This is a genomic window from Methylobacterium mesophilicum, from assembly GCF_022179445.1.
Taxonomy (GTDB): Bacteria; Pseudomonadota; Alphaproteobacteria; order Rhizobiales; family Beijerinckiaceae; genus Methylobacterium; species Methylobacterium mesophilicum.
Genome location: NZ_BPQU01000019.1, coordinates 15,974 through 38,663 on the forward strand (window position 1 = coordinate 15,974; position 22,690 = coordinate 38,663).

The 22,690-nt window shown below is 70.2% G+C and carries 17 protein-coding genes; 9 read left to right on the forward strand and 8 right to left on the reverse strand.

Going from position 1 to position 22,690, the window contains the following annotated elements; translation table 11 throughout:
- Positions 1-9: 9 nt before the first annotated feature.
- Entirely contained in the window at positions 10-192 is a 183-nt protein-coding gene (locus tag MFF40_RS18220; RefSeq protein WP_147857491.1) for a hypothetical protein, read from the reverse strand.
- A 178-nt stretch (positions 193-370) separates the two neighbouring features.
- Between MFF40_RS18220 and MFF40_RS18225 the strand changes: the two genes are divergently transcribed.
- The 4 genes from MFF40_RS18225 (at position 371) to MFF40_RS18240 (ending at position 6,142) form a co-directional block, all read left to right on the forward strand.
- Positions 371-1,678, forward strand: coding sequence for an efflux RND transporter periplasmic adaptor subunit (locus tag MFF40_RS18225; protein ID WP_147898109.1), 1,308 nt, complete (start codon positions 371-373; stop codon positions 1,676-1,678).
- 10 nt (positions 1,679-1,688) lie between these two features.
- Positions 1,689-4,829: an efflux RND transporter permease subunit gene (locus MFF40_RS18230; protein ID WP_147898108.1), complete on the forward strand. Its 3,141-nt coding sequence runs from the start codon at positions 1,689-1,691 to the stop codon at positions 4,827-4,829.
- Positions 4,830-4,912: 83 nt separating this feature from the next.
- Positions 4,913-5,470: a DUF4337 domain-containing protein gene (locus tag MFF40_RS18235; RefSeq protein WP_147854618.1), complete on the forward strand. Its 558-nt coding sequence runs from the start codon at positions 4,913-4,915 to the stop codon at positions 5,468-5,470.
- 138 nt (positions 5,471-5,608) lie between these two features.
- Entirely contained in the window at positions 5,609-6,142 is a 534-nt protein-coding gene (locus tag MFF40_RS18240) for a phosphate-starvation-inducible PsiE family protein (RefSeq protein WP_147854619.1), read from the forward strand.
- Between the two features lie 6 nt (positions 6,143-6,148).
- Here the strand turns inward: MFF40_RS18240 and MFF40_RS18245 are convergent, their stop codons facing one another.
- Complete coding sequence (locus MFF40_RS18245; protein ID WP_147898107.1) at positions 6,149-6,667, reverse strand: TspO/MBR family protein; 519 nt, start codon at positions 6,665-6,667, stop codon at positions 6,149-6,151.
- 137 nt (positions 6,668-6,804) lie between these two features.
- Between MFF40_RS18245 and MFF40_RS18250 the strand changes: the two genes are divergently transcribed.
- The 4 genes from MFF40_RS18250 (at position 6,805) to MFF40_RS18265 (ending at position 10,936) form a co-directional block, all read left to right on the forward strand.
- Positions 6,805-8,007: a trans-sulfuration enzyme family protein gene (locus MFF40_RS18250; protein WP_147898106.1), complete on the forward strand. Its 1,203-nt coding sequence runs from the start codon at positions 6,805-6,807 to the stop codon at positions 8,005-8,007.
- Between the two features lie 91 nt (positions 8,008-8,098).
- The gene (locus MFF40_RS18255) at positions 8,099-8,572 is read left to right on the forward strand and encodes a hypothetical protein (RefSeq protein WP_147854622.1); all 474 of its coding nucleotides are present in this window, start codon (positions 8,099-8,101) and stop codon (positions 8,570-8,572) included.
- Between the two features lie 95 nt (positions 8,573-8,667).
- Entirely contained in the window at positions 8,668-9,597 is a 930-nt protein-coding gene (locus tag MFF40_RS18260) for an AEC family transporter (RefSeq protein WP_147898105.1), read from the forward strand.
- A gap of 109 nt (positions 9,598-9,706) precedes the next feature.
- Complete coding sequence (locus tag MFF40_RS18265) at positions 9,707-10,936, forward strand: acyl-CoA dehydrogenase (RefSeq protein ID WP_147898104.1); 1,230 nt, start codon at positions 9,707-9,709, stop codon at positions 10,934-10,936.
- A gap of 440 nt (positions 10,937-11,376) precedes the next feature.
- Here the strand turns inward: MFF40_RS18265 and MFF40_RS18270 are convergent, their stop codons facing one another.
- The 3 genes from MFF40_RS18270 to tcuA form a co-directional block, all read right to left on the reverse strand.
- Complete coding sequence (locus tag MFF40_RS18270; RefSeq protein WP_147898102.1) at positions 11,377-11,868, reverse strand: bleomycin resistance protein; 492 nt, start codon at positions 11,866-11,868, stop codon at positions 11,377-11,379.
- Positions 11,869-11,956: 88 nt separating this feature from the next.
- Entirely contained in the window at positions 11,957-15,169 is a 3,213-nt protein-coding gene (addB, locus tag MFF40_RS18275) for a double-strand break repair protein AddB (RefSeq protein WP_147898101.1), read from the reverse strand.
- A 366-nt stretch (positions 15,170-15,535) separates the two neighbouring features.
- A complete protein-coding gene (gene tcuA, locus MFF40_RS18280; RefSeq protein ID WP_147898110.1) occupies positions 15,536-17,041 on the reverse strand; it encodes an FAD-dependent tricarballylate dehydrogenase TcuA in 1,506 nt (501 codons plus the stop codon).
- A gap of 118 nt (positions 17,042-17,159) precedes the next feature.
- Between tcuA and MFF40_RS18285 the strand changes: the two genes are divergently transcribed.
- A complete protein-coding gene (locus MFF40_RS18285; RefSeq protein ID WP_147898100.1) occupies positions 17,160-17,813 on the forward strand; it encodes a GntR family transcriptional regulator in 654 nt (217 codons plus the stop codon).
- A 225-nt stretch (positions 17,814-18,038) separates the two neighbouring features.
- On the opposite strand, the gene MFF40_RS18290 is transcribed toward MFF40_RS18285, so the two are convergent.
- The 3 genes from MFF40_RS18290 to MFF40_RS18300 all read right to left on the reverse strand — a co-directional run bounded on the left by MFF40_RS18290 (position 18,039) and on the right by MFF40_RS18300 (position 22,605).
- Positions 18,039-19,346, reverse strand: a complete 1,308-nt coding sequence (locus MFF40_RS18290; protein WP_147898099.1) for an MFS transporter — start codon at positions 19,344-19,346, stop codon at positions 18,039-18,041.
- Positions 19,347-19,370: 24 nt separating this feature from the next.
- A complete protein-coding gene (locus MFF40_RS18295) occupies positions 19,371-20,741 on the reverse strand; it encodes a 2-hydroxycarboxylate transporter family protein (RefSeq protein WP_147854424.1) in 1,371 nt (456 codons plus the stop codon).
- A gap of 271 nt (positions 20,742-21,012) precedes the next feature.
- Entirely contained in the window at positions 21,013-22,605 is a 1,593-nt protein-coding gene (locus MFF40_RS18300) for a porin (protein WP_238261665.1), read from the reverse strand.
- Between the last annotated feature and the right edge of the window lie 85 nt (positions 22,606-22,690).

The window sequence follows — 22,690 nt, forward strand, 5'->3', positions numbered from 1 at the left end:
AAGACTGTCTTAAGAAATCAGGTCCAGCTTGGCGGCCTCGAGTCCGGTGTCGCGGATCGTGTCGGGCAGGGCCGAGAAGTCGCGGTATCCGGCCTCGCGGGCCATGGCGTCGAGTGCCGTCTGCGCGTCGTCGGCCGCACCGGTCCAGACCACGGCGCCGCTCTTCGTCTGCTTGATCTGAAAGATGCTCATCGAATCCTCCCGGGTCGCACGAAGACCATCGGACTAATAACGGCCCATCGCGGCGACGGTTGCAGGTCGGAGGCGGTCAAACGCTGCTGTTTTCATCTGCACCCCACCTGCGGCTCCAGGCTCCGGGGACGGACTTGTACGAAGCCGCTATGCTGGTTCGATCGAGAGTGCCCGCGCCATGAAAACGCCGATCTGCACAGCGACGGAGGGGCAGCACCAGTACAACCCCGCCAGCGAGGCTTCCGTTTTGCCGATCATGTCCGGGCGCGCGTGCCGCCTCAGCGTCCTGTGCGGGCTCCTGATCCTGGCAGCAATGCCGGCCCGCGCCGTCGAGACGGCCGCGGTCCCCGACGCCTCCGCCATCGCCCCCGCGGTCACGGTCGTCCCGGTCCAGCGCCGCGAGATCGTGGAGCGCGCCGTCGTCACCGGAACGCTGGTCCCCCGGGACGAGATCCTGGTCGCCCCGGAGGTCGAGGGCCTGCGCATCACCGAATTGCTGGTCGAGGAAGGGGATCGCGTCACCAAGGGCCAGGTGCTCGCGCGGCTGTCCCAGGAGATGATCGTCACCCAGGAGGCCTCGAACGTCGCCGCGGTCGCCCGGGCCGAGGCGGCCATCGTCCAGGCCCGGAGCCAGATCGTCCAGGCCGAGGCCGCCAGCGTCGAAGCCAAACAATCGCTGGAGCGCGCCCAGTCGCTGGCCAAGACCGGCAACGCCACCGCGGCCGTGCTGGAACAGCGCGTCTCGGCCGCGCAGGGGGCCGAGGGCCGCCTGGCCGCCGCCAAGGGCGGGCTGCAATCGGCCCAGGCCGACCTCGCCACCGCGCGGGCGGCCGGATCCGAGATCGCCCTGCGCCGCGCCCGCACCGACATCCGCGCCCCCGAGGCCGGCATCGTCAACCGCCGCACCGCCCGGGTCGGCGCCTCGGTCACGGCGGCGGGGGAGCCGCTGTTCCGCCTCATCGCCCGCGGCGAGATCGAGCTGGAGGGCGAGGTGCCCGAGACCGCGCTCGCCCGCATCAAGGTCGGCGATCCGGCGAGCCTCGATCTCGACGACGGCCGCCAGCTGCGCGGCAAGGTCCGCCGGGTCTACCCGGAGGTCGACCGGGCGACCCGGCTCGGCAAGGTCCGCATCCGCCTCTCCGACGATCCGGCCCTGCGCATCGGCGCCTTCGCCCGCGGCAACGTAGAGGTGGCGCGCCGGGAGGGTCTCGCGGTCCCGGTCTCCAGCCTGCTCTACGCGGCGGACGGCAGGGCCAGCGTGCTGGTCGCCAAGGACGGGCGGGTCGAGGCGCGCGCCGTCACCTCCGGCCTCACCTCCGAGGGCTTCACCGAGATCCGGTCAGGCGTCGCGGCCGGCGAGAGCGTCGTGGCCCGGGCCGGCAGTTTCCTACGCGACGGCGACCGGGTGCGGGCGGTCTCCGCTCCCACAAACACGCCCATGAGCGCGCCCGTCAGCGCCCCGATGGCCGACGCGGCCCCGCGGTAGGACCAGAGACATGCGCCTCAACGTCTCCGCCTGGGCGATCCGGAAGCCGCTGCCCTCGGTGGTGCTGTTCCTGGTCCTGATGATCTTGGGGCTGGTCAGCTTCCGCGCCCTGCCGATCACCCGGTTCCCGAACATCGACATCCCGATCGTCTCGGTGACGATCACCCAGTCGGGCGCGGCGCCGGCCGAGCTTCAGACCCAGGTCACCAAGTGGGTCGAGGATTCCGTCGCCGGGGTGAAGGGCGTCAAGCACATCCTGTCCACCATCACCGAGGGCATCTCGACCACGACGATCGAGTTCCGCCTGGAGGTGAACCAGGACCGGGCGACCAACGACGTCAAGGACGCGCTCAGCAAGATCCGCCAGAACCTGCCGCGGACCATCGACGAGCCGATCGTCTCCCGGGTCGAGATCGCCGGCCTGCCGATCATGGTCTACGGCGCCTCCGCGCCTGCGATGACGCCCGAGGACCTGTCGTGGTTCGTGGACGACGTGGTCGCCCGGGGCCTGCAGAGCGTGAAGGGCGTCGGCGGCGTCGAGCGCCTGGGCGGCGTCGCCCGGGAGATCCGGGTCACCCTGAAGCCCGACCGCCTGCTGGCGCTCGGCATCACCGCGGCGGACGTGAACCGGCAGCTGCGCCTGACGTCGGCCGACATGGCGGGCGGGCGCGGCGAGGTCGGCGGGCAGGAACAGTCGATCCGCGCGCTCGCCGCCTCGGCGAGCCTCGACACCCTGGCCAAGACCTCGATCGTGGTGCCGGGCAACCGCAAGGTCCGGCTCGACGAGCTGGCGACTCTGTCGGACACCGCCGAGGAGCCGCGCACCTTCGCGCGCTTCAACGGCGAGCCGGTCGTGGCCTTCGCGGTCTCCCGGGCCAGCGGCGCCAGCGACGCCGACGTCTCGGTCGGGGTCGCCAAGAAGATCGCCGCGCTCCACGCGGCCAACCCGGACGTGCGGTTCGACCTGATCGACACCAGCGTCGTCAACACCATCGGCAACTACCACTCGGCCATGATGGGCCTGATCGAGGGCGCGGCGCTCGCGGTCGTCGTGGTGCTGCTGTTCCTGCGCGACTGGCGCGCCACGCTGATCGCCGCCGTGGCGCTGCCGCTCTCGGTGCTGCCGACCTTCTGGGTGATGAGCACGCTCGGCTTCTCGCTCAACGCCGTGAGCCTGCTGGCGATCACGCTGGTCACCGGCATCCTGGTGGACGATGCGATCGTGGAGATCGAGAACATCGTCCGGCACATGCGGATGGGGAAATCGCCCTATCGCGCCTCGCTCGAGGCCGCCGACGAGATCGGGCTCGCGGTCATCGCCATCACGGCGACGATCATCGCGATCTTCTCGCCGGTCTCGTTCATGGGCGGCATCGCGGGCCAGTATTTCAAGCAATTCGGCCTGACCATCGCGGCCGCCGTGTTCATGTCGCTGCTGGTGGCGCGGCTGATCACGCCGCTGCTCGCCGCCTACTTCCTGCGCGACCACGGCCCCGACCACACGACGGACGGGATCGTGATGCGCGGCTACACCCGGCTGGTGGCCTGGTCGGTCCGGCACAAGTTCATCACGCTGATCCTCGGCATCGCGTGCTTTGCCGGCTCGATCGCCTCCACGGGGCTCCTGCCGGCGGGCTTCCTGCCGGCGGAGGACCAGGCCCGCACGCTGTTCGTGCTGGAGCTGCCCCCGGGCGCCCGGCTGCCCGACACGGTGAAGCTCAGCGACGCGATCGAGCAGAAGATCCGGGCGCTGCCCGAGGTGAAGAGCGTGTTCGTGGACGGCGGCCGGCAATTGCCCGGCAAGAAGGAGGTCCGGCTCGCGACGCTGACCATCAACCTCACGCCGAAGAACACCCGCCACCGCACGCAGAAGCAGGTCGACGCGGAGATCGCCGCGATCCTGCGCGAGGAGCCCGACATCCGGTTCTGGGCCCTGCGCGAGAGCGGTCAGCGCGACATGGCGCTGATCATAGCCGGGCCCGACAAGGCCGTGGTGGCCGACGTGGCGGCCAAGCTCCAGCGCGAGGCGGCCCAGATCCCGCACCTCGTCAACGTGATGTCGACGGCCCCGCTCGACCGGACCGAGATCCGCATCCGCCCCAAGCCCGGGGTCGCGGCCGATCTCGGCGTCTCCACCGACACCATCGCGGAGACCGTCCGGGTCGGGACGATCGGCGACATCGGCATGAACCTCGCCAAGTTCAACGCCACCGACCGGCAGGTGCCGATCCGGGTGCAGCTGCCCGAGAGCCTGCGCGGCCGGCTGTCCGAACTCGAGACCCTGAAGGTCCCGGTGAAGGGCGGCGCCGCGGTGCCGCTGGCGACGGTGGCCGACATCAGCCTCGGCCAGGGTCCCACCGGCATCGACCGCTACGACCGCTCCGTGCGCGTCGCCATCGAGGGCGACATGCAGGGCACCGACGCGCTGGCCGAGCTGATCAAGCAGGTCATGAACCTGCCCACCGCCAAGAACCTGCCGCCCGGGGTGACGATCAGCCAGACCGGCGACGCCGAGGTGATGGGCGAGGTGTTCGAGGGCTTCGCGCTGGCCATGGGCGCCGGCCTGATGATGGTGTTCGGCGTGCTGATCCTGCTGTTCGGCAACTTCCTGCAGCCGCTCACCATCCTGTTCTCGCTGCCGCTCTCCATCGGCGGCGCGATCCTGGCGCTGCTGATCTGCAACATGCCGATCTCGATGCCGGTGGTGATCGGCATCCTGATGCTCATGGGCGTGGTGACCAAGAACGCGATCATGCTGGTCGATTTCGCGGTCGAGCAGATCCATGCCGGGGTCGACCGCACCACCGCGATCGTCGATGCCGGCCGCAAGCGCGCCCGGCCGATCGTGATGACCACGATCGCGATGGCCGCCGGCATGGTGCCCTCCGCGATGGCGTTCGGCATCGGCGGCGAGTTCCGCGCCCCGATGGCGGTGGCGGTGATCGGCGGCCTGATCGTCTCGACCGTGCTGTCGCTGGTGTTCGTGCCGGCGATCTTCGTGCTGATGGACGACCTCTCGCGCCTGCTCGGGCGGCTGTTCGGCCGCTTCGTGGGCGAGCGGGACGACCCGCAGGACGAGCCGGGCTACGACGAGGCGCGGCATCCGGCCAATGACGGCCGGGCGCTGCCGCCGCGGATCGCCGCGGAATAGCGCAGGGCGGCCGCTTCCGCATTGCGCCCGGGGCCGCGATGGGATGTGACTCCCGCCGTCGAATCAACGGGGAATCGGGAAGCATGTCGGGTGGTCACGGGGCGATCGAGGGTTCGAACAAGCGCGTCGCGCTGCTGATCTCGATCCTGGCTTTGTTCCTCGCCTTCAGCGAGACCCTGGGCAAGGCGGCGCAGACGGATTCGATCGGCTCGAATGTCGAGGCGGCCAACCAGTGGGCCTATTTCCAGGCGCGCACGATCCGCTCGACGGTGCTCAAGACCGCCGACGAGGCGATCGCGCTGGTGCCGCCCGGCCCGAACCAGGACGCGATCGCGGCCAAGCGCGCCGAATGGGCCAAGACCCTGGCGCGCTGGGAATCCGAGCCCGCCACCGGCGAGGGCCGCAAGGAGCTGACCGCGAAGGCCCGCGCCTCCGAGGAGCGGCGCGACCTGTCGCTGCTGCGCTACCACCATTATGAATTGGCCTCCGCGGCCTTCCAGATCGGCATCGTGCTCGCCTCGGCCGAGGTGATCACCGGCATCGCCATCCTGGTCTTCGCGGGCGGGTTCCTGGGACTGGCCGGGGCGGCGCTGCTCGGCTTCGGCTACCTGGCGCCGCACGCCCTGCCGTTCTTCCACTGAAGCATCGTCCCTTCCACCAAAGCATCGTCCCGGACGGGGGTGACCCGCCCCCGGATTGATGCTCTGACTCGGTGAACGACGTGCGCGCGGCCCGGGGCCGCGACAGCCGTCACGGTTTCACCGGGGGGACGTTGCGCGATGGCCGACAGGGACGACGAACAGCAGGGGCGCCTGACGCGGATCGCCAGCGGGATCTTCCTCCACACCGAGCACGCGATCTACGCGGCGCTCGGACTGCTCCTGGCGGTCACGGCCCTTGTCGCGCTGGTCGAGGCCGCCGGGTTGACCTGGGAGGCGCTGCGCTCCCTCGGGGGCGCCACGCAGATCCTGGAGGTCATCGACCGGCTGCTGTTCCTGCTGATGCTGATCGAGATCCTGCACACCGTGCGGGTCTCGATGCGGTCCGGCAAGCTGACCTGCGAGCCGTTCCTGATCGTCGGCCTGATCGCCTCGATCCGACGGGTGCTGGTGATCACCCTGCAATCCTCGGAGATCACCCACGCCAAGGACTGGTCCCCGGAGAAGCAGGCGCTGTTCAACGCCTCGATGATCGAACTCGGCGTGCTGGCCGGGCTGATCCTCACGATGGTTCTGGCGATCTTCATGCTCCACCGCGCCCGCGACGACGGCAAGCCGGCGGGCGAGGAATCGGAGGAGCATGCCGGGGCTTGAGCCCCCTCAGTTCAACCGCAGGATCGCGGCGTTGAGCAGCGTCGCGAAGGCGACCCAGGCGGCGTAGGGCACGAGCAGCCAGGCCGCCGCCTGGTCGAACCGCCAGGTCAGGCGGATCGACCACAGCACCATCACCAGCAGCATCGCCACGACGATCAGCCCCGAGCCGATGGCGTGGGCGGTGAAGAACACCGGTGTCCAGGCCGCGTTCAGCACGAGCTGGACCAGGAAGGCGGCGAGCGCCAGCCACCAGCCCTCGCGGCTCGGACCGGTGCGGGGCATCGCGCCGAGCAGCCGCCACAGCGCGACGGCGATCATCGTGTAGAGCACCGTCCAGGCCACGGGGAAAAGCCAGTTCGGCGGGTTGAAGGACGGCTTGTTCAGGCTCGCGTACCAGCCCGGGATCTCCGCCTGGGTCGCCGCAGAGCCGATCGCGGCGGTGATCACCACCGGAACGATCGCGGCGGCCAGCCGCAGCCAGGGCGGCAGGGCCGAACCCTCGGGAACTTGTGTCGCGGCCCGCATCGTCGTTCGTTCTCCGTGGGAGCCGCGTCCCGATACGCGCATGCGGGCTCTCGGGATGCGGCACAATCCAGATTGCACAGGTTGCAGGGACGCATGCGCCGTGGCACGCGCCCGTTTCCATCCGCCGGAATCGCCAGATGTCACAGCCTAACGCGCCGCAAGGGGATACGGATACCGGCAACGGCACGCCGGCGGGCTTCTCCCGCCGCAGCCTCGCCGCGCAGGCCATGGGCCGGATCGAGCCCGAGACCCGCGCGGTGGTGATGCCGCTGCACCTCTCCACCACGTTCATCCGCGACCCCGACAACGGCTACAGCTCGGGCTACTGCTACGCCCGGCCCGACAACGCCACCGTGCGCGAGGCCGAGGCCGTGCTGGCGATGCTGGAGGGGGCGCAGGCCGGCGCCCTGCTGTTCGGCTCCGGCATGGCGGCGGCGACCGCCGTGTTCGGCGCCCTGGAGCCGGGCGACCACGTCGTCGCCGGCACCGTGATGTACTGGGCGCTCAAGCGCTGGCTGCGCGAGGAGGCGCCCCGCCGCGGGCTGGGCCTGACCTTCGTGGACACCGACGACCTGGAGGCCCTGCGCGCCGCGATCGAGCCCGGCCGGACCAAGCTCGTCTGGATCGAGACCCCCGGCAACCCGCTCTGGACCGTGACCGACATCGCGGCCGCCGCCGAGATCGCCCACGCGGCCGGAGCGCGGCTGGCGGTCGATTCCACGGCGGCCTCGCCGGTCCACACCCGCCCGCTGGAACTCGGCGCCGACATCGTGATGCATTCCGGCACCAAGATCCTGAACGGCCATTCCGACGTGGTGGCGGGCGTGCTCGCCGGCGCGAAGGCCGACGCGTTCTGGGAGCGGATCCGGGGCATCCGCGCCGGCAGCGGCGGCATCCTCGGACCCTTCGAGGCCTACCTGCTGATGCGCTCGCTCCGGACCCTGCACCTCCGGGCCGCGGCGCAATCGGCGGGCGCCCTGCGGCTCGCCGAGCGCCTGAGCCTGCATCCGCATGTGAGCCACGTCCTGTATCCGGGCCTGCCCGACGATCCCGGGCACGCGGTGGCGCGCCGGCAGATGCAGGACGGCTTCGGCTTCATGCTGTCGATCCGGGTGGCGGGCGGCGAGGCCGCCGCGATCGCCACCGCGGCACGGGTGCGGCTGTGGAAGCGCGCGACCTCGCTCGGCGGCGTCGAGAGCCTGATCGAGCACCGGGCTTCGGTGGAGGGGCCGGGCAGCCCCTGCCCGCCTGACCTGCTGCGCCTGTCCACCGGGATCGAGGACACGCAGGACCTGTTCGACGACCTCGACCAGGCCCTGCGCGGGGCGCACGACGACTGACGCGGGCGCGCGTGGTGCCGAAAGCCGTCCTGGCGCGTTGTGCCGGCAATTCCGCCGGCGACCATCGCCACAGACCGCGAGCCTCACGATCATGCCTGTCCCCTTCCGTGCCGCCGTCCCCGGGGCGCTCGCGCTCCTGGCCCTCGCCTCCGGATCCGCCCGGGCCGACACGGTGCCGAACCTCGACGTGGAGTCGACCTGCAAGTCGGCGCAGGTCGCCAACACCTCGATCAGCGATCAGGCCAACTACGACGGCTGCCTCCGGTCCGAGCGGGAGGCCAAGCGCCAGGCCGCGAACAACTGGGGCAACTACAGCCCCGCGGCCAAGCGCCAGTGCGAGAACCAGTTCAAGGCCGGGGGCTACCCGTCCTACGTCGAGATGGTGACCTGCCTGGAACTGGCCTCCGGCTCGGTGCCGACCCAGTCCGGCCAGGGCGGAACGGCCACCAGCGGCCCCGGCGCGCCCAAGGACGGCACGGCGCCTCGGGAAGGCGGCGCCAACCTGACCAAGGAGCCGCCCGCCAGCCAGCGCACGAACCCGATCGAGGTTCTGGAGAACAAGTAGGCCGCATACCAAGCCCCCGGCGCGCCCGGGGGCGCAAAAGCCGGCCGCATCATGGTATGCGCGGGTTCCCCCCGCGCGCAGCCCCCACCCGATCCGTGAACGCCCTCGCCATCATCGCCCCGATCTTCGGGATCGTCCTGATCGGCTGGGGCGCGGCGCTCACCGGCCTGCTCTCCGACAAGGTGAGCGACGGCCTGTCGGAATACGTGTTCGCGGTGGCGGTGCCGGCCCTGATCATCGCCACGCTGACCCGGCCCGGGATGACCGGCGAGATCGCCTGGACCTACTGGGCCGCCTATTTCGGCGGGGCGGGCGTGTCCTGGTTCGTCGGCACGCTGATCGCCCGGCGGCGCGCCGGGATCGAAAGGCGCGGCGCGATCCTGCACGGCTTCGCGGCCAGCCAGTCGAACACCGTGTTCGTCGGCGTGCCGATGATCCTCCAGGCCTACGGCGAGGACGGCGCCTTTCCGCTGTTCATGCTGCTCGCCGTCCACCTTCCGCTGATGATGGGCTGCGCCACCTTCCTGATCGAGTCCGATTCCGGCCTGCCGGTCCTGGCGCGCCTCCGCGGCCTCGGCCTGGTCCTGCTCAAGAATCCGATCTTCGTGGCGCTCCTGATCGGCATGGCCATGAAGGGTCTCGGAATCACCCCGGCCGGGATCCCCAAGGCCCTGATCGATGCCTTCGCGGGCACCGCCTCGACCTGCGCGCTGGTGGCGCTCGGCGCGGGGCTCAAGCGCTACCGGGTGCTGTTCGACCTCAAGGGCGCGCTGGTGATCGCGTGCCTGAAGAACCTGCTGCACCCGCTGGCCGTGTGGGTGCTCGCCTTCCACGTCTTCAAGATGCCGACGGCCTACGCGGGCGTCGCCACCCTGTTCGCCGCCATGCCGGTGGGGATCAACGCCTACCTGCTGGCGGCGCGCTACCGGACCGAGACCGGGATGGTCGCGGCCTCGGTGCTGGTCTCGACCCTGATGGCGCCGTTGACGACGCTCCTGTGGCTGGCGATCCTCGGCCGGGCGTGACGCTCGGAGCCCAGCGTCACCGGGCGCATTGGACGGCAGGCCGTCCGGGTCTAGGTTGACGTCAAGCGCGGGGCCGAAGCCCGCCACACCCTGTCGGCGAGGAAATCCCATGAACGCTCCGATGCGCCCCCCGGGCAGCGCCTCCCCGTCCGCCCCGGCCTCGGCGCGCTTCGTCTGGGAGGACCCGTTCCTGCTGGACGACCAGCTCACCGAGGACGAGCGGGCGATCCGCGACGTGGCCCAGAGCTTCGCGCAGGAGCAGCTCCTGCCCGGCATCGTCGAAGCCTACGCCGAGGAGAAGACCGATCCCGGGCTGTTCCGGAAGATGGGGGAGCTCGGCCTGCTCGGCGTGACCCTGCCGGAGGAATACGGCTGCGCCGGCGCCTCCTACGTCGCCTACGGGCTGGTGGCGCGGGCCGTCGAGGCGGTGGATTCCGGCTACCGCTCGATGATGAGCGTGCAATCCTCGCTGGTGATGTACCCGATCCACGCCTACGGCTCGGAAGCGCAGCGCCAGAAATTCCTGCCCAAGCTCGCCTCGGGCGAGTGGATCGGCTGCTTCGGCCTGACCGAACCCGATGCCGGCTCCGATCCCGCCGGCATGAAGACCAAGGCGGAGAAGATCGACGGCGGCTACCGGATCTCGGGCGCCAAGATGTGGATCTCGAACGCCCCCTTCGCGGACGTGTTCGTGGTCTGGGCGAAGTCCGACGCGCATGAGGGCGCGATCCGCGGCTTCCTGCTCGAGAAGGGCATGAAGGGCCTCTCCGCGCCGACCCTGAAGGGCAAGCTGTCCCTGCGCGCCTCCACCACCGGCGAGATCGTCATGGAGGGCGTCGAGGTCGGCGAGGACGCGCTGCTCCCCGACGTCTCGGGGCTGAAAGGTCCGTTCGGCTGCCTCAACCGGGCGCGCTACGGCATCTCCTGGGGGGCGATGGGCGCCGCGGAGGATTGCTGGCACCGGGCGCGCAACTACACCCTGGAGCGCAAGCAGTTCGGTCGGCCCCTGGCGCAAACGCAGTTGGTCCAGAAAAAGCTCGCCGACATGCAGACCGAGATCACCCTCGGGCTTCAGGCCTCCCTGCGGGTCGGGCGGCTGATGGACGAGGGCCGGATGGCCCCCGAGATGATCTCGCTGATCAAGCGCAACAATTGCGGCAAGGCCCTCGATATCGCCCGCACCGCCCGCGACATGCACGGCGGCAACGGCATCATGGGCGAGTACCACGTGATGCGCCACGCCCAGAACCTCGAGACGGTGAACACCTACGAGGGCACCCACGACGTCCACGCGCTGATCCTGGGCCGGGCGCAAACGGGGCTGCAGGCGTTTTTTTGAGAGCGCGACAGCACTGTTTCCGGACGCGCAGGTCTTGCGCGACGAAGCATTCGGGGCCTTCAGCGGACGAGGCGCTCCGGATCTGCCATGCGCCCTCCCCCGCAGAGCTGCGGCCTACACAGTTTTGAGGCACCGGCGCTCCTGCACGCCGCGACGCGCGCCCTCTCCCGTGCGGGAGAGGGTTGGGGTGAGGGACCGGGGCTTTCCGGACAGGTCGCATCCCTCACCCTGTCCCTCTCCCGTGCGGGAGAGGGGACCCGCGCCTCCTCCGCCAGCGGCAGGACCACGGCTCTGACCGAAACCTGTATAGCCCGTAGCCCGCAAAGGGGGGAGGGAGAGAGGCGGAGCCGCTCATGCGCATCCTCCATCAATGTCGTGGCTATCCGGCAAACCATTCCGGAGCGGGAATCCAGCCCGTCCGTTCGACGCCCGAAGCGCCTTCACCCCCCACTCGCAGGGCGAACGCCGACACTTTCTGCGAGGCGGACGAGGTATCCGTCGGGATCCTGCACGAGGCATTCCCGCTGGCCATGGTCGGTGTCTCCGACCCTGTACCAAGCGTGGCGCGGAGCCTCGTAAAGCGGCCAGCCCGCCCCTTCGAGGGCGGCCAGAACTGGATCCAGCGGCTCGACTTTCGTCTGGAAATTGACGCCCCGGCCGAACGGGTAGCGCAGCTCGGCGGTCTCCCAGCTTCCGTTAAGCTGACACAGCATGACCTGCGCGAAACCGCGGCTCAGATAGGCAAAGCGCGCGGCCGGCCGGTCATAGGCGACCGCGAAACCGAGCAGGCCGCACCAGAAGCACAAGCTCACATCGAGATCCGTAACGCCAAGTTCCGGAACGAGCGCCGCAAAACCGCCCTTTGGAGGGGTTCCCGAACCAACGGACCGCGCTCGGGCCGTGGGGTCGGCCAGGGGCTTCGTTTCGGGCATGGGACCTCTCCGGCGTTGTCACGTCAGGCGGACTGGCGGGGCCTCCTGAGTCGGACTCGATCTTACCGCGGTCCGCTGTCGGACCGGCTCACTCCCCACCCTCCTCCCCACCCAGCGACCATTCCAGCACCCGCGCCAGGTGATCGTAGGCCCCGTACTGGCTGGCATATTGCGGGTACGGCCTGGCCGTGTAGGCCGCATCGCCGGTCATGAACCGGGCGACCAGCCCCTTCAGGCGGGTGGCGTGCTCGGCGACGATCGCGTCGACGCTGCGCTCCTCGCCGCGGGGCGGCTTGACCGGCATCGGGACGAACGGCTTCCGGCCGCCCGAGGCGTGGACGTAGAGCAGGTCAGGCGTGGTCTTGACCGGCGGCACCCCGTCGAAGGCGCCGTGCATCAGCATCGCCGCCTCCAGGGTCAGCTGCGGCGAGAACCCGGTAAAGATCATCTTGGCCGAGGGCGGCGTGCCGGTCTTGTAGTCGACGATGCAGGCGGTGCCGTCCGGGCGCAGCTCGATCCGGTCGGCCCGGGCCCGCAGGGTGAAGCTCTCGCGGCCCATGGGGATCACCCAGCGCCCGGACACCTCCGGGTGGATGCGGCGCAGGACCGGCCGGCGCTGCGCCTCCCAGGCGAGGTAGGCGGCGGCCATGCGCTCGTAGCGCGGCCACCACTCGGCGTAGAGTTCCGGATAGGTGTCGGCGATCTCGCCGAACGCGTTGGTGGCGATGGCGAGCAGGCGCTCCTCCGGCTGCCCGGGCAAGCCCTGCGGATGGGCGCTGGCGAACTCCGAGAAGATGTCGTGCACGAGGGAGCCGCGGGTCGCCACGCTCGGCACCGCGGCCAGCGGCTCCAGGGGGTCGAGCCCGAGCACGTGGCGGGCGAAGATGCTGTAGGGGTCGCGCACCAGCGTCTCGATCTCGGTGACGCTGAGCGAGCGCGGGAACAGGGCCGGGTCGGGCTTCGGCGCCGGGCGCTTCAGCCGCTTCTCGGGGGGGGCCGCGTCGAGGCGGGCGGCCAGGCCGGAAAAGCGCCGGCCGGCCTCCAGCACCGCCTCCCAGCGCGCGTCGCCCGCAAACGCGCGCAGGCGCTGGATCAGGCGCGACGGCACGGTCGGCGAACCCTCGCGCTTGAGCGCCCGGGTGATCACCGCGTCGCGGCAGCCCAGCGCCTGCACGAAGTCGTGCGCCATCTGGCCGATCCGGCGCTCGGGCGGGTTCAGGCCGACCCGCTCGCGCATCGGCCGGTTGAGGAACGCGTCGGTCAGGGTCCGCACCGGCCAGACGCCCTCGTCGAGCCCGCCGAGCACCACCCGGTCCACCGACAGCAATCGCGCCTCCAGGAGGCCGAGGATGCGCAGGCGCGGATGCGGCGCCTCGCCGGAGCAGCCGACCAGGCGCTCCCGGGCGAGCGATGTGAAGAAGGTCGCGTAGTCGTCGAACCGCCCCGGCATCAGGCCGGGCTCGGCCATCTCCAGATCGTCGAACAGGGCATCGAGGCAGGACAGGGAGCCGTCCTCGGCCTGTTCAGGGACGTCGTGAGGGGCGTCTTGCGGCGTGACTTGCGGGCCGTCCTCCGGGCCGGCGATCAGCCCGTCGCAGGCGGCGCGGTGCAGGGCCGCGGTGGCGACGAGATCGCAGTCGGCGGCGCCGTCCGGGCCTGGGAATTCCGCAAAAACCTGCTCCAGCCGGGCGAGCAGGTCGGCGGCGAGATCCCAGTCGATGTCCTTCAGGCGGCGCTTGGCCCGGGGGCGGCGCTCCAGAGGCCCGACCCGCTCGGCCGCCAGCGCATTCCGCAGCCCGGAAAAACCCGGGGCCGGGACGGGACCGCGCAGCAGCCCGATCTCCAGGGCGGCGGCGCCGCGCACCACGTCGCACCGGGGCAGGCCGAGGCGGACCATCGGGTGCGACAGCAGCGCGATCAGCCGGGCCGGGATCGCGTCGGCCTGGTTGCGGGCGAGGTCGGCGGCCAGCTCCGCGGTGAGCCGGGCGAGGCGCCCGGCCGGGCTTCCGGCGAGCGCCAGCCCGGCCGAATCCTCGGCGACGATGCCCCAGCGCAGCAGCTCCACCGCGACCCGCCCGGCGAGACCGCGATCGGGCGTGACCAGGGCCGCGGTGGCGCCCGGGACCTGAAGCGTCTCGCGCAGGGCCAGCGCCGCGACCAGCGCCTCCTCCCGCTCGTCGGCGGCCTCCGTCAGGGCCAACCCCGCGAGGCCGTCCTCGGCGATCGCGTCGCGCTTGTCCGGGTCGAGGTCGGCCCAGGCATCGGTGGTGTCGGCCGGGCGCAGGGCCTGCGACAGCAGGGCGGCCCGGGCCGCCTGTCCAAGATCGGGTTCCCCCAGGGCGACGACGTCCGTGCGCGGCAAAGCGAGGTTGTCCGGCCCGAGCAGCCGGTGCAGCACCGCCTGGGGGTGACCGTGGGCGATCACCCGGGAAAACCCCTCGCCGGTGTCGATGCCGGACCAGCCGGCCTCGTCGAGGTCGAGGTCGAGCCCGGGCAGGACCACGGCGCCCCGGGGCAGCTTCGCCACCGCCGCGATCAGACGGGCGGTGGCGGGCACGGAGCCCAGCGATCCGGCGACGATGACGGGATCCGTCGGCGCGGTCCGCGCCAGGCGCCGGCCCTCGGCGAGGACGAGGCCGCGGGCGCGGGCGACCGGATCGGACAGGCCGCGCTCGGCCAGGAGCTTCGGCCAGTTCTCGGCGGCGATCTTCACGAAATCCAGGGTCAGGCCGAAATAGCGTGAATACTCGGCCTCCACGGCGGCGCCGATCTCCGACCAGGGCAGGCCCTCGACGGTGAGCGCATCCATCAGTCGTTCGAGATCGCCCGCCAGCCCGACCGCGTCGGCGGGGGAGGACGGCACGAGGAACGGCACCTCGGCGTCCAGGGGCAGCAGGGTGCGGTCCACGGATTTCGCCCAGGCCTGGACCAGGCGGGCGAGGATCAGCCGGCGCTCCAGCGGCGGCATCGGCGTGCTGAGGGGATCGTTGTCCTCCAGCAGCGGCTCGGAAGCGAGGTCGAGTTCGGCCTCGTCGGCCTCGCCCAGCGGGATCATCCGGGGCAGCAGCGCCGCGTAGCCCGGCGCGCCCCGCTCATGGGCCCGCCGGCCGAGCCGCTCGGCCAGGATGGCGCCCAGCGCCCGCGCGGCCCGGCGGGTCGGCAGGTAGATCGTGACCGATGCCAGCGCCAGCGGATCCTCCGCCACCGGCCCGACCAGCCGGCCGGACAGCAGCGCCTCGGCGAGCGCCGGCAGGAACGGGACGCCCCGGGTGATCGTGAAGACGGCCTGCCGCTCTGACATGGAGCGCCTTGTACGCGCGCGCGTTCGGTGGGGACAGGGGCGTGCGACGCTGGCGAGCGCACGCCGTCATTCATTGCGAGCGGTGGCGCAGCGTTCCGTCTCTTACCCGCCGATGGAGCGAAGGCACTCCGAAATAGAATGTCTTCCGGACGCGTTAGAATTCCTGGGTCGTTGCATCACCCGCCTTGTCATCCCGGGGCCGCGCAGCGGAGCCCGGGATCCATAGCCTCCGACAGTTCAAGATCTTGCAGCGTCGGCGGCTATGGGTTCCGGGCTCGCCTGCGGCGCCCCGGAATGACAGGGTGGGTCATCCTGCGACCTTGGTGTCCGCGTTTAAAGAAAAGATCTGAAAAACGACCGAGTATTCTATTTCTTTGATGCCCGCACGGCCGCCGCGGCGCCGTAGCCGGCCCGCCGCCCGAAGACGACGCCGGAGGTCAGGCCCGAGCCGCCGGGATAGCCGTTGAAGAACACGCCGCCGACCATCTCGCCGCAGGCGTAGAGCCCGGGGATCTCGCTGCCGTCCTCGCGCCGGACGCCGCCGCCCTCCCCGACCTCGACGCCGCCATACGTGAAGGTGATGCCGCCCGTGACCGGGTAGGCCTTGAACGGCCCGGTCTCGATCGCCTGCGCCCAGTTCGACTTCGGCAGGGGGAGGCCCTTGGTGCCGCGGCCGTCCTTCACGGTGGGGTCGAACGGCACGGCATCGTCCACGGCGGCGTTGAAATCCGCGATGGTGCGCCGGGCCGCCGCGCGGTCGATGCCGTCGAGCCTGTCGAGCAGCCCGTCGAGCGTGTCGGCCTCGACGAAGTGGGCGTCGTGGAACCGGTACTCGCTGTAGAGCAGGTGATCGACCTTGGCATCGAAGATCTGCCAGGCGACGTGCCCGGGCTGCTCCATGATCGAGCGGCCGAACTGGGCGTAGGTGTAATTGCGAAAATTCTTGCCCTCGTCGACGAACCGCTCGCCGTTCGCATTGAGCATCAATCCCAAAAAGTAGCAGATCTTGCGGTAGTGCTTCCGCTCGCCGTGCGGCAAGTCGAGGTTGCCGTAATCGGGGGTGTGCAGGTCCATCGGGGTGGCGTGGCAGCCGCCGTAGAAGCCGTGCGGCTTGGCGCCGAGCGCGAGCGCCATCTCCAATCCGTCGCCGCGGTTGTGCGGGGTGCCGCGCACCCGGGCCTTGTCCCAGCCAGCGCCGATGAAGCGCGTGCGCAGCTCAGGGTTCGATTCGAAGCCGCCGCAGGCCAGGATCACCGCCCCGGCCCGGAACGCGCCCTGGGGCGTCTCCACGCCGACGACGCAGCCCGCCTCGACGATCAGCCCGGTGGCCGGGCAGCCGTAGCGGATCTCGCCGCCGGCCTTCGTGAACGCCTCGAGTTCGGCGCGGGCGAGCCCGAAACCCTCGTCGTGGGTGGCGAGCGTCAGGCCGCCCCAGAACACGAAGCGGCCGTCCTTCTCGAAGGATTGCCGGGCGTAGATCGGCTCGAACTTCACGCCCTGCGTCGAGAGCCAGCGCAGGGCCGCGCCGCTCTCGTCGATCAGGATGCGCTGCTCGCGCGAGAGCGGCCGGCCGTCGTTGAAGCCGAGGAGGTCGCTCTCGAAGGTCTGCGCCGTGTAGGCGCCGAAATCGGTCCGCGGCAGGCGCGGGTCGTCCGGGTCGGCGAGCAGCGGGATCAGGTCGTCGTTGCCCTGGTAGACGAACCGCATGGCGCCGGCGGTGTAGGCGGTGTTGCCGCCGGCCAGATCCGGCTCCGCTTTCTCGATCATCAGCACCGAGGCGCCGCGCTCCAGGGCGGCGAGGCCCGCGCTCATGGCGGCATTGCCGGAGCCGACCACCACGACATCAAAGGGTCCCGCCTGCCGATCCTGCATCGCCGCCTCCGTCATCCGAACCTCGATTCCGTTATTGTATACGCTTGCATGCAATCGGCGGCAAGCGTTCCTGCGGACCACGTTTCACGCTATGGCCACGGCCGAGGAGAGTCCGGCCATGAAGGCGAGCGAGTCTGAGCGCTCCAACGGCGCCGCCGCCTACGAGCGGCTGCTGCAGGCGATCGAGGAGGGCGAACTCGCCCCCGGCAGCCGCCTGCGCGAGGCCGAGCTGGCGGAGCGGTTCGCGATCAGCCGCACGCCGGTGCGCGAGGCTTTGGGCCGCCTGGAAGCGCAGGGCCTCGTCGCCCACGAGCCGCACCGGGGCGCCAGCGTGGCGCAGCTCGATTACAGTCAGGTCAGTGAACTCTACGACATGCGCGAGGTGCTGGAGGGGACGGCGGCCCGGCTCGCCGCGATCCATGCCAGCGCGGTCGAGACCGAGCTTCTGGACGAGATGATCGTTCGGGACCGGGCGCTGGCCGGCGACGGGGCGGCGCTGGCGCGCACCAACCGGCTGTTCCATCGGCAGATCCACGCCGCCGCGCGCAACCGATTCCTGCAGGGCACCCTGGAGACGATGCGCCTGTCGCTGGTGCTGCTGCCCGGCTCGACGACCCTCTCGGCACCGGAACGGGCCGGCGAGTCCCTCGACGAGCATGCCGCGATCATCGCGGCGATCCGCGCCCATGATGGCGACCGGGCCGAGGCGGCAGCCCGCGCGCATATCCGCGCCGCCTTCAAGGCGCGGATCCGGATCTGGCAGGGGGTGTAGCCCGGCGCCCTGAGGGGCTGTGAGAATCTAGCGTCTTCGACCCGCGACAGGCCCCCTCTCCCGTGCGGGAGAGGGTTGGGGTGAGGGATGCGCCCTCTCCGGATGAACCTGTCCCCTCACCCTGTCCCTCTCCCGCACGGGAGAGGGGACCCGAGCCACATCCGAAAAGGCAGCTCGCTCCGCGGCTGCGGCAGCGCTCCCCAGCGTGGGTCGACGAAAAGCCGCTCAGGCGTGGGCCGGAACCCGGGCCTCTCGCGGGCCGCCGCGGAACAGCGCGAGCGTCGCGATGATGCCGCACGCGGCCGCCGCCATCAGCCAGTAGCTCGGGGCCGCCCGGTCGCCGGTCTGCTCGATCAGGTAGGTCGAGACCATCGGGGTGGCGGTGCCGAACAGGGCCGTGGCGAGACTGTAGGCCAGGGAGAAGCCGCTGGCCCGCACATGCGCCGGCACGACCTCGGACAGCGAGACGATCATCGCGCCGTTGTAGACGCCGAAGAAGAACGAGAACCACAATTCGACGCCGAGCATCTTGGCGAAGGTCGGATCGGCCACCAGCCAGTGCAGCGCCGGATAGGTGGTCAGCAGCGACAGGACCGAGATGGTGAGCAGCACGGGCTTGCGCCCGATCGCGTCCGACAGCGCGCCGCCCACTGGCAGCCAGATGAAGTTGGTGATCGCCACGCACAGGGTGACGATCAGGCTGTCGGTCTCGGTGAGCTTGAGGACGGTCTTGCCGAAGGTCGGGGTGTACACGGTGATCATGTAGAAGGTCACCGTGGTCATGGTGGAGAGCATCATGCCGAGCAGCACGATCCGCCAGTTGGCTGCGACCGTGGTGAGGATCTCGCGCGTGCTCGGATGGTGGGTCCGCTGGGCGAATTCCTGGGTCTCCTGCAGGGAGCGCCGGATGAAGAAGATGAACGGCACGATCAGGCAGCCGATGAAGAACGGGATGCGCCAGCCGAAATCGCCGATCTGCTGCTTGGTCAGGTAGGCGTTCAGCCCGTAGCCGATCACGGCCGCGAACATGATCGCCACCTGCTGGCTCGCCGACTGGAACGACGTGTAGAAGCCCTTCCGCCCGGGCGTGGCGATCTCGAACAGGTAGATCGAGACGCCGCCGATCTCGACGCCGGCCGAGAAGCCCTGCAGCAGGCGGCCGGCCAGCACGATCAGGGGCGCGGCGATGCCGATGGTCCCGTAGCTCGGGCAGAAGGCGATCAGCACCGTGCCGCTCGCCATGATCGCCAGGGTGACGATCAGGCCCTTCCGGCGTCCGATCCGGTCGATATAGGCGCCGAGCACGATCGCCCCGAGGGGCCGCATCAGCGCGCCGAGCCAGAAGGTCCCGAAGGTCAGGAGCAGCTCGGTGGTCTCGTTGCCCGAGGGGAAGAACGCCCGCGCGATGGAGCTGGCGTAGAACCCGAACAGGAAGAAATCGAACATCTCCAGGAAGTTGCCGCTCGTCGCGCGGAGGATCGCCCCGATCCTGGATTGCAGGCTCGCCCCGACGGCGCCCGGATCACCGGCCATGACGCAACGCTCCCCGATCTCGATTCACGCGCCGATCCATTTCATCGCGATGATCGTCCCGGTGACGGTCAGGGCGCCGCCGATCCGGGTGGCGATCTGGGCGAACGGCATCAGCGCCATGCGGTTGGCCGCCGTGAGGATCGCCACGTCGCCGGTGCCGCCCTGGCCGCTGTGGCAGGCGTTCACGATGGCGGTCTCGATCGGGTACATCCCGAGGGCGCGGCCGACGAAGAAGCCGGTGACCATCAGCGTGGACACGGTGGACACGATGGTGATCAGGTTCACCAGGGTGAACGCCGCCATCAGCTCGTTCCAGGGGGTGAGCGCCACCCCGATGGCGAAGAGCAGCGGGTAGGTCATCGAGACCTGCACGAACTTGTAGACCACGAAGCCGCCGGCCTGGAGATGGGGCGACACGGCGCTGCCGAGCTTGGCGAACACCGCCAGGAACAGCATCGCCACCGGCGCCGGCAGGCCGACGAGGTGGTGGGCGACGACCCCGAGCAGGTAGAGGGTGATGGCCGTGAGCCCGGCCGCGCCGATCGTGGCGGCGTCGATCTGGCCGCGGGCCGCCTCGGAGCGCGCCTGCGCGTCGCTCGATTCCATGCCCTCCGCGCCCGGCTGGAGCCGGCCCTCGCCGGTGAGGTGGGGATAGCGCTTGCCGACATAGTTGAGGGTGCCGGCGAAGATGATCGCGGTGAGCGAGCCGAGCATCACCGGCGGCAGCACCTGGGCGAACACGACGCCCTGCTGCTGGCCCAGGATCGCCGCGTAGCCGATGGAGAGCGGAATCGCGCCCTCGCCGACGCCGCCGGCCATGATCGGCACCACGATGAAGAAGAAGGTCTTGTAGGGGCCGAGCCCGAGCGCGGTGCCGACCAGGGTGCCGACGATGGCGGCCGCCACCGAGCCGACCGCGAGGGGCGCGAAGATCTTGAGGAAGCCCTTGATCAGGACGTCGCGATCCATGCCCAGGATCGAGCCGACGATGATCGTGGCGATGTAGATGTAGAGGAAGTTGGTGAACTTCGTGAAGTCGAAGATCGCCTTCTCCATCTGGGGCGGCACCAGCTTGTAGTAGACGAGCGCCGACGGGATGAAGGTCGCGAAGATCGCGCCCGCGCCGATGTTGCGCAGGATCGGGATGCGCTTGCCGATCTCGGCGCAGGTGAAGCCGCCCATCACCAGGACGGCGATCATGGTCGGCCCGTCCGGCTTGACCTCGCCCTCCTGGACCAGGACCACCAGCAGGATCGCCACGATGACGTAGAGCGGCAGCGGAATGATGCCGATCTTCATGTCGACCAGGCGCCACCAGCCCTCGGGCCAGAACCGTGCGGCGCGGCGCTCGTTGAGCGGCGTCGGCACGGGACTCGTCGAGGCGCTACTGGTCATCGGCTTCCTCCGGACTTCCGACCACGCGCGGGCCCTTCCGGCCTTCGCCGCGCGGCCCCGATCGCCCCGACGGTCGCGACCTGGGCCGCCCGGTCGGCGGAGATAAAGTCGAATCCGGCGTATCAGCGCCCGCACAGGGCGGCAACGCGAACCGCGGGACAAAGCGCGCCACCTGTATTGGGGAGAGGGATTAAGCCGGCACCTCCAGTCGTCGCGTGGACGCACGATCGGGGACGGCGCCGGGGGTGCCCCCCGGCGCCGGCTCATCGGATCAGAAGTCGCGCTGCACGCGGAAGCGGACGTGCGTCATCGAATCCTGCGTCGCCGTCCGCGGCACGAACGTGCCGTTGTTGATGGCGGCGACGTTCGCGTAGGCACCCGGGCCCTTGTCGAGGTCGATCACCCGGCCGCTCTTCACGCCGACCTGGGTGTAGAAGGCCTCGACGCCGATATCGAGATCCGCCACCGGCGACCAGATCAGGCTGCCGCCGACCACGTACTGGTAGGTGTCCCGCAGGGCCTGGCTCAGCTGGTAGAACCGGGTGCCGGGCACGCCGACGCCGTTGGTGCCGAAGCTGTTGCCGCTCGGGTTCACCAAGCTGAACAGCGCGCCCTGGGCCAGGCGGGCGCCGGCCGAGAAATCCTGCTCGCCGTAGGAGCCGAACAGCGCCGAGCGCCATTCCGGCGACCAGTAGTGCAGGTACGACGCCACCGCCGAGAAGCTGGTCGAGGTCTGGAGCTGGCCGGTGAACGGGTTGACCGACGCGTCGGCGAAGTACTGCTCGAACTTCTGGGTATCGAAGCCAGTATTGGACTGCGCGTAGCAGCCGGCGATCATGCAATAGCCGGCATAGCTCTGCGCGCCGTTGGCGTAGGCCCCCTGCAGATAGAGGGTATCCCCCGGGGCAATCGCCGGCAGGTTGACCTTCACGCCGCCCTGCACGCCCCAGCCCTGGACCGAGTTGGCATGCCGGATGCCGGTGAGCACGCCACCCGCGCCCGCGGGCGTGTTGGTGCTCAGGTTGCCGACGTTGATCTCATGCGTGGCGGCCGAGAGCTGGGCCGAGCCCCAGGCCTGATCGATTCGCAGGGCGCCGACGAAATCGGGCAGCCGCGAGCGCTGGACGGCGTCGACGTTGCCGTAGCGGGACGGCCGGCCACTCGTGTAGCCGACGAAGACGGGGGCGAGCGCGTTCCCGGACGGCGAGAAGACCGGCGAGCGGGTGAAGACCGGGTCTTCCACCGACAGGGTCGCCGAGACGCCGTTGCCGAAGGTGGCGGTGTAGGCGAGCAGGTTGGTGGATGAATTGTCCGAGCCCGAGGTCGCGCCGTAGAACTCGAAATCGTGGGCGTAGAAGTCGTAGAACGACGAGGCGCGACCGGCGGTGAGGCCGGCGAACTGGATGAACGCCTTGTCGACGTTCACGTATTGCTGCGCCCGATTCACCTCATCGACGCCCGTGGCACGATAGGCTTGGCCGATACGCACCATCGTGCCGGAATGGATGGTTCCGGTGCGGGAGGCGGCATCCAGGCGCACGAAGGCGCGCAGGGCGCCGTAGGCGGTCTGGGTGCGGGCATCCATGTTGAAGCGCGCCAGCCCCCGGAAGCCCGACGTGTCGCCGGCCGCGCCCGGCTGGCGGCTGGACGAGGTCTGGTAGGCCCCCTCGAACCGGGCCCGGCCCGAGACGCGCAGGCACGTGTCGGTGCCCGGGATGTAGAAGAAGCCGGCCCCGAAGGCCGAGCAGACGCGGACGAACTCGATCGGCGCCGCCTTCTTGATCGGAAAGTCGGCGGCCTGGGCGGATCCGACCGCGACGAACGCGGTCGCGGATCCGAGCAAGAAATGGTTCAATAATCTCATCAAGACCCCCAGAATTTTGAAGCCGAAGACGGCAACGCTTCCCGTTTTTCTGCGGAACGCAGATTGTTCTTTGATTTTTTATTTG

What these genes read in the sequence shown, in the direction of transcription:
- tcuA (WP_147898110.1), bottom strand. Translation starts at nt 17,041, where the DNA reads ATGCAGGATCGGCAGGCGGGACCCTTTGATGTCGTGGTGGTCGGCTCC.
- MFF40_RS18250 (WP_147898106.1), top strand. Translation starts at nt 6,805, where the DNA reads ATGTCACAGCCTAACGCGCCGCAAGGGGATACGGATACCGGCAACGGC.
- MFF40_RS18225 (WP_147898109.1), top strand. Translation starts at nt 371, where the DNA reads ATGAAAACGCCGATCTGCACAGCGACGGAGGGGCAGCACCAGTACAAC.
- MFF40_RS18265 (WP_147898104.1), top strand. Translation starts at nt 9,707, where the DNA reads ATGAACGCTCCGATGCGCCCCCCGGGCAGCGCCTCCCCGTCCGCCCCG.
- addB (WP_147898101.1), bottom strand. Translation starts at nt 15,169, where the DNA reads ATGTCAGAGCGGCAGGCCGTCTTCACGATCACCCGGGGCGTCCCGTTC.
- MFF40_RS18295 (WP_147854424.1), bottom strand. Translation starts at nt 20,741, where the DNA reads ATGACCAGTAGCGCCTCGACGAGTCCCGTGCCGACGCCGCTCAACGAG.
- MFF40_RS18285 (WP_147898100.1), top strand. Translation starts at nt 17,160, where the DNA reads ATGAAGGCGAGCGAGTCTGAGCGCTCCAACGGCGCCGCCGCCTACGAG.
- MFF40_RS18240 (WP_147854619.1), top strand. Translation starts at nt 5,609, where the DNA reads ATGGCCGACAGGGACGACGAACAGCAGGGGCGCCTGACGCGGATCGCC.
- MFF40_RS18235 (WP_147854618.1), top strand. Translation starts at nt 4,913, where the DNA reads ATGTCGGGTGGTCACGGGGCGATCGAGGGTTCGAACAAGCGCGTCGCG.
- MFF40_RS18270 (WP_147898102.1), bottom strand. Translation starts at nt 11,868, where the DNA reads ATGCCCGAAACGAAGCCCCTGGCCGACCCCACGGCCCGAGCGCGGTCC.
- MFF40_RS18230 (WP_147898108.1), top strand. Translation starts at nt 1,689, where the DNA reads ATGCGCCTCAACGTCTCCGCCTGGGCGATCCGGAAGCCGCTGCCCTCG.
- MFF40_RS18300 (WP_238261665.1), bottom strand. Translation starts at nt 22,605, where the DNA reads ATGAGATTATTGAACCATTTCTTGCTCGGATCCGCGACCGCGTTCGTC.
- MFF40_RS18255 (WP_147854622.1), top strand. Translation starts at nt 8,099, where the DNA reads ATGCCTGTCCCCTTCCGTGCCGCCGTCCCCGGGGCGCTCGCGCTCCTG.
- MFF40_RS18245 (WP_147898107.1), bottom strand. Translation starts at nt 6,667, where the DNA reads ATGCGGGCCGCGACACAAGTTCCCGAGGGTTCGGCCCTGCCGCCCTGG.
- MFF40_RS18220 (WP_147857491.1), bottom strand. Translation starts at nt 192, where the DNA reads ATGAGCATCTTTCAGATCAAGCAGACGAAGAGCGGCGCCGTGGTCTGG.
- MFF40_RS18290 (WP_147898099.1), bottom strand. Translation starts at nt 19,346, where the DNA reads ATGGCCGGTGATCCGGGCGCCGTCGGGGCGAGCCTGCAATCCAGGATC.